This window comes from Kitasatospora sp. NPDC004240 (assembly GCF_053603215.1).
In genome coordinates, this window is the sequence record NZ_JBSGFD010000316.1 from 1 (window position 1) to 6,376 (window position 6,376).

3 protein-coding genes are annotated in these 6,376 nt (G+C 69.3%); all 3 read left to right on the forward strand.

Features of this window, described 5'->3' with window-relative positions:
- Nucleotides 1-504 precede the first annotated feature (504 nt).
- The gene (locus ACWEQL_RS40000; protein WP_452156149.1) at nucleotides 505-819 is read left to right on the forward strand and encodes a trypco2 family protein; all 315 of its coding nucleotides are present in this window, start codon (nucleotides 505-507) and stop codon (nucleotides 817-819) included.
- A 55-nt stretch (nucleotides 820-874) separates the two neighbouring features.
- Nucleotides 875-5,350 (forward strand): tetratricopeptide repeat protein, encoded by a 4,476-nt coding sequence (locus tag ACWEQL_RS40005; protein ID WP_452156151.1) that lies wholly within the window; start codon nucleotides 875-877, stop codon nucleotides 5,348-5,350.
- A 229-nt stretch (nucleotides 5,351-5,579) separates the two neighbouring features.
- A protein-coding gene (locus ACWEQL_RS40010; protein ID WP_452156153.1) for an IS5 family transposase occupies nucleotides 5,580-6,370 on the forward strand; the annotation gives its coding sequence in 2 pieces (ribosomal slippage) (nucleotides 5,580-5,901 and nucleotides 5,901-6,370; 792 coding nt in all).
- Nucleotides 6,371-6,376: the final 6 nt, after the last annotated feature.

The window sequence follows — 6,376 nt, forward strand, 5'->3', positions numbered from 1 at the left end:
GTCGCTCGGATACGCCCGTCTGTCCATGCGCCGCAGAACATCACCCGAGCGCCGACTGGCACGCCAGTTCGGCCGACGTTCACACGAACGAGCGATCACGAGTTGAGAGAAAAGGGACTTACGTCCACTCAGATACCTCACGCAACCGCCGAGGAGTCTCGTTCGTCATGCCCTCACACCGACAGTACAGCCGTCACCCAATCGGTGGCCGCCCTGAAAAGGCTCAAGGCTCCTTCTACCAGACGGGTGCGGGTGAGCGGGCGAGTTCGGCTGTTCACGGCATGGACGAAGGATAGGCGGTAGACACTGTGGCCTAAGCATGACTGATCGTCAGGACTGGCCGTCGGGCTGGGCAGGGGACGTGTTCTGGGGGATGCCCCTCATCGATGCGCGGGCCAGGCCGGTTGTGCCGAGTGTTAAGTGGGAAGGAACAGGCACGCGTCCGCCGTGGGGCGGGCCGACAGAGAGGGGGCTGTGGTGGACAACGGTGCGGAGGATGTCCTGTTGGAACTGGCGGACGCGATCACGCTGCTGCGTGACCAGATCGCCGAGGCCCAGGACCGCATCACCGACCCGTCCGGGGAGGGCGACAAGGGCATCCGCTTCGGGCTGGGGGAGATCACGGTGGAGCTGGGCATGGAGCTGGCCCGCACCAACGGTGCCAACGGCGGCCTGCGCTTCAGCGTTCTCGGCGCCGGTGTGAGCGCCGGTGGCAAGCACGAGACCGCCGACAAAGCCACGCACAAGGTGACCGTGCGACTGAACCCGCAGAAGGCCGACGGAAGCGGTCCCGCCGAGGTCGGGCACAAGCGACGGTAGCAGGTCACACGGGGGTGGGCGTCAGGACGAGGAACAGCACAGGGGGCGGGGCGTCATGGAGTTCGATCGGCTGGTGCAGGTGCGCCTGTCCACACCCGGTGAGGCGAAGTCGGACTTCGGCTCGGGCTATCTGGTGGCCCCGCGCCTAGTCCTAACCGCCGCCCACGTCCTGGGCGACAAGGACGGCCTGAAACGGGGCACGGTGACGGTCTGCCGGCCCGCTCCGTACATCCCGGACTCGGCAAGCGACCAGGAAGCCGACGCGGCCGACGATGCTGGCCCGCAGTTCCGGGCCAGCATCCGTTGGTACCGCAAGGACGCCGCCGTGGACGCCGCGCTGGTCGAGGTCCACGACGCCCCGGCAGAGGACGGCACCTACTGGTCGGTGCCCGAATCCCTGCAGGACACCGTCACCCGACCGCCACAGCGCTGGGGACACCTCATCGGTACCCGTTCCCACCCGGTCACCCTGGTCGGCTACCCCCTCATGCAGTACGACTCCAAGACCGGCCACAGTTACGACAAGCAGATCAACGGAGAAATCAGTCCGGGCAGCGGGTCGCTCGCCCGCCGCTACGAGATCTCCAGCGAGGCCCCCATCCTCCAACCCCTCCTGCACGGGGAGCCTTTCGAGACCGGCTGGTCGGGCATGTCCGGGGCCGCAGTCCTCACCGAAAGGCAACACGGCGGCTTGCTGTGCGGGGTCGTCCGCCTCGATCTGAAGGCCGCCGGTGGTGCGATCCTCACCGCCACCCCCGCCGAGGTCCTCCTCGCCGACCCCGATTTCACCAGAAGCGTTGCCGAGCACACCCCGGGATGGCGACCGGTCCTGGAGCCGGTCGAGCCCGCCCCCTTGCTCGCCCCCGCCACACTTGCCCGTCGACTGGAATCTCCCGCCGCGCTCCTGCGCGCCGATGCCGAAGCCGCCGCCTTCCACGGCCGCGACCAGGACCGGAAGCAACTCCACGCCTGGTGCACACAAGGACCCCCGGCACTGTCGGCTCGCGCGATCACCGGCCCCGGCGGCCAGGGCAAGACCCGCCTCGCCCGCCACCTCACCGACCTCCTGCGCGGCGAGGGCTGGATCACAGGCCACCTGGGCTCCGACCTCACCGACCGCGACACTGTCGACTTCACCACCCTGGACACCGACCGTCCTCTCCTGATCGTCGTCGACTACGCCGAGACCCGCCCCCAGCTCCTGCGCCGCCTCATCAAGCACCTGAACCAATCGCGTCATCGCGTTCGGCTGCTCCTCCTGGCCCGCTCCGACGGCCTGTGGCGCACCGACCGGCTCAGCGCCAGCCAGGAGACCCACAACGTCCTTCGAGCGACCGCGTTCATCCCGCTTGCCCCCCTCCTCCCTCACGTACCGGGATCCGAGAACCGCACCAAGGCGTTCAAGGATGCCGCTACCGGCCTTGCCCGTCTCCTTCCTCACGTCCCCACCCTGCCCGCGCACGACTGGGCAGCCCTCGCCGCAGGCATCCGGCCCCCCGCCGACATCGAGCACCCCCGCTACGAAAACGTCCTCACCCTGCAGATGACGGCGCTCACCGCGCTCCTGCAGCACGGCCCCAGCCCCGTCACCACCGACCCCGACGCCCCCGCCGAAGCAGTCCTCCTCGACCACGAGAAACGCTTCTGGGAAGACAGCGCCGCCGCCCCCGCCTTCGGACTGACTTCCAACACCAAAATTCTCGGGCACGCCGTCGCCGTCGCCGCCGCATGTGGCGCCGCAGACGGCACCGAGGCCCGCAAGGTCACCGAAACCATCCCCGGACTGCCGCCCCACACCGCCCCGACCGCCGCCGAATGGCTCGCCTCGCTGTATCCCCCGGACTCGGACAACCAGTCCTACTGGGGATCCCTACGGCCGGACCGCGTCGCCGAGTACCACGCCGCCACCACCCTGACCGGAGCCGACAGCCCCCTGCCCCCACTCCTGGCAGCCGCCGCTCCCGGCCAGCAAGCCCAAATCATCACCGTCCTGGCCCGCGCCGCCGTCGCCCACTACAACGCTCACCGCACCGGGCCCAGCCGACAGGTCCTCCACGACCTGAACCGCGCCCTGGACACCACCACCCCCCACCCCCAGGCCCTGCTGAACGCGACTGCAGCCCTGCCCCACCCCTCCCACATCCTCGCTCCCCTCGCGCTACGCCTCACCCAAGACCTCGCACACGCCGAACGTCAGAGCGGATCGGAGCCTGACCTCGCCGCCTCCCTGACCAATCTCGGTAATTACCTGTCTGAGGTGGGGCGGCGGGCCGAGGCCCTGACCGTCGCCGAAGAGGCCGTGGAGATCTACCGTCGGCTGGCCGATCCGGTGACCGGTAACCCCGCCGCCCACGAACCGAACCTCGCTGCCTCCCTGACCAATCTCAGCACCTGCCTCTCTCAGGTGGGGCGGCGGGCCGAGGCCCTGACCGTCGCCGAAGAGGCCGTGGAGATCTACCGTCGGCTGGCCGATCCAGTGACCGGTAACCCCGCCGCCCACGAACCGAACCTCGCCACCTCCCTGATCAACCTCGGCACCTACCTGTCTGCGGTGGGGCGGCGGGCCGAGGCCCTCGCCGCCGTTACACAGGCTGTGGAGATCCGGCGTCGGCTGGCCGATCCGGTGACCGGTAACCCCGCCGCCCACGAACCGAACCTCGCCCACTCCCTGGCCAGCCTCGGTACCCGGCTCTCCGAGGTGGGGCGGCGGGCCGAGGCCCTGACCGCCGCCGAACAGGCCGTCGAGATCTACCGCCGGCTGACCGACCCGGCAACCGGCGACCCCGCCGCCCACGAACCCGACCTCGCCCACTCTCTGATGGTCCGGTCCTGGGTTCTCGGCACGCAGCAGGATTCCTCCCGGGCGTTGCAAGCAACGGGGGAGGCCGTGGAGATCTACCGTCGGCTGGCCGATCCGGTGACCGGTAACCCCGCCGCCCACGAACCGAACCTCGCCACCTCCCTGACCAATCTCGGTACCCGGCTCTCCGAGGTGGGGCGGCGGGCCGAGGCCCTGACCGCCGCCGAACAGGCCGTCGAGATCCGGCGTCGGCTGGCCGACCCGGTGACCGGTGACCCCGCCGCCCACGAATCCGACCTCGCCCACTCCCTGACCGACCTCGGAACCCATCTGTCGCAGGTGGGGCGACGGGCCGAAGCCCTGACCGTCACTGAACAGGCTGTGGAGATCTACCGTCGGCTGGCCGACCCGGCAACCGGCGACCCCGCCGCCCACGAATCCAACCTCGCCCACTCCCTTCGCAACTTCGGAACCCATCTGTCGCAGGTGGGGCGACGGGCCGAAGCCCTGACCGCCGCCGAAGAGGCCGTGGAGATCCGGCGTCGGCTGGCCGACCCGGCAACCGGCGACCCAGTTACCCACGAACCCGACCTCGCCCACTCCCTTCGCAACCTCGGCAACCGGCTGGCGGGGGCCGGGCAGCGGGCCGAGGCCCTGACCGTCACTGAACAGGCTGTGGAGATCTACCGCCGGCTGGCCGACCCCGCCACCGGCGACCCCGCCACCCACGAACCCGAGTTCGCCCACTCCCTGAGCGAACTCGGTATATACCTGTCGCAGGTGGGGCGGAGTGTCGAGGCCCTGACCGTCACCGAACAGGCTGTCGAGATCCGGCGCCGGTTGGCCGACCCCGTCAGCGGTGACCCAACTGCCCACGAATCCAACCTCGCCGCCTCCCTGACCAACCTCGGCAACCGGCTGGCGGGGGTCGGGCGACGGGCCGAAGGCTTGATTGTCGTCAAACAGGCCGTGGAGATCTACCGCCGGCTGGCCGACCCGGTGACCGGTGACCCCGCTGCCCACGAATCCGACCTGGCCGCCTCCCTGGTCAGCCTCGGCACCCATCGATGGAAGGGGGGACAGCAGGGCGAGGCCCTGACCGTCACCGAACAGGCCGTGGAGATCTACCGCCGGCTGGCCGACCCCGCCACCGGCGACCCCGCCGCCCACGAACCCCGCTTCGCCACTTCCTTGCACAACATCGGCACCTACTTGTCGGAGGCGGGACGGCAGGGCGAAGCACTGAGGGCAGAGCACGAAGCGGTGGAGATCCGGCGTCGGCTGGCCGACCCGGTGACCGGTAACCCAGCTGCCCACGCATCCGACCTGGCCGCCTCCCTGGCCAACTTCGGGGGCCATCTGTGGGAGGTGGGACTGCGGGCCGAAGGCATGACCGGCATCGAAGAGGCCGTCGAGATCCGGCGCCGGTTGGCCGACCCCGTCACCGGCGACCGCGCCGCCCACGGACCCGACCTCGCCCGCTCTCTGATGCTCTGGGCTTGGGTTCTCAATGCGCAGCAGGATCTCTCCCAGGCACTTCGAGTCACAGGGGAGGCCGTGGAGATCTACCGCCACCTCATTACGTTGGCACCTCACCAATTTATTGGGTCACTGCGTACGGTGTTGAGTCTGCAGGCGGACGTACTAGTCGGCCTCGGCCGGTTCCAGGACGCGCAGACGGTCCGCAATTGGCTCGCCTCCAACCCAGACCAGGAAGATGCCGGTGAATGACACTTTGAGTGGACGTTAAGTCCCTTTTCTCTCAGCTCGTGATCGCTCGTTCGTGTGAACGTCGGCCGTACTGGCGTGCCAGTCGGGGTTCGGGTGATGTTCTGCGGCGCATGGACAGACGGGCGTCTCCGAGCGACTTAAAGGTCCTAACAGAAGTTGCCTTGTGGTGTGACCGTCGGTTGGTCTGCTCGTTAGGCCTTCCGTGGGGAAGAGGGATTCTCGTCCGTGGATCGTGTCGGACGAACTGTGGGGTCTGATCGAGCCGTTGCTGCCCGAGCCGGGGCCGAAGCTGAAGCCGGGGCGGCCGCGTGTGCCGGATCGGCAGGCGCTGTGCGGGATCCTGTTCGTGCTGCACACCGGCATCCAGTGGGAGTACCTTCCGCAGGAGCTCGGCTTCGGCTCGGGGATGACCTGCTGGCGACGTCTGGCGGCCTGGAACGAAGCCGGCGTGTGGGACCGGCTCCACCTGGTCCTGCTGCGAAAGCTCCGGGCCGCCCGCCAGCTCGACTGGTCCCGGGCGGTGATCGACTCCACCCACGTTCGGGCAGCCCGACGGGGCCCAAAAGCGGGCCGAGCCCGGTCGACCGCGCACGACCGGGCAGCAAGCACCACGTCCTCGTCGACGGCCAGGGCATCCCGCTCGCGGTGTCGCTGACCGGCGGCAACCGCAACGACGTCACCCAACTCCTGCCCCTGCTCGCGAAGGTCCCCGCCGTGGCCGGCCTGGTCGGCCGGCCACGGCGCAGACCGGACATCCTGCTCGCCGACCGGGGCTACGACCACGACAAGTACCGACGGCTGGTGTGGAAGCAGGGCATCAAGCCGGTGATCGCCCGCCGCGGAGTGCCCCACGGATCAGGCCTCGGTGTCCACCGTTGGGTCGTCGAGCGCACGATTGCCTGGTTCCACGGCTTCCGCCGCCTGCGCATCCGCTGGGAACGACGCGACGACATTCACGAGGCCTTCCTCGGCCTCGCCACCTGCCTGATCACGCACCGACACGTCCAACGCCTTTGTTAGGACCTA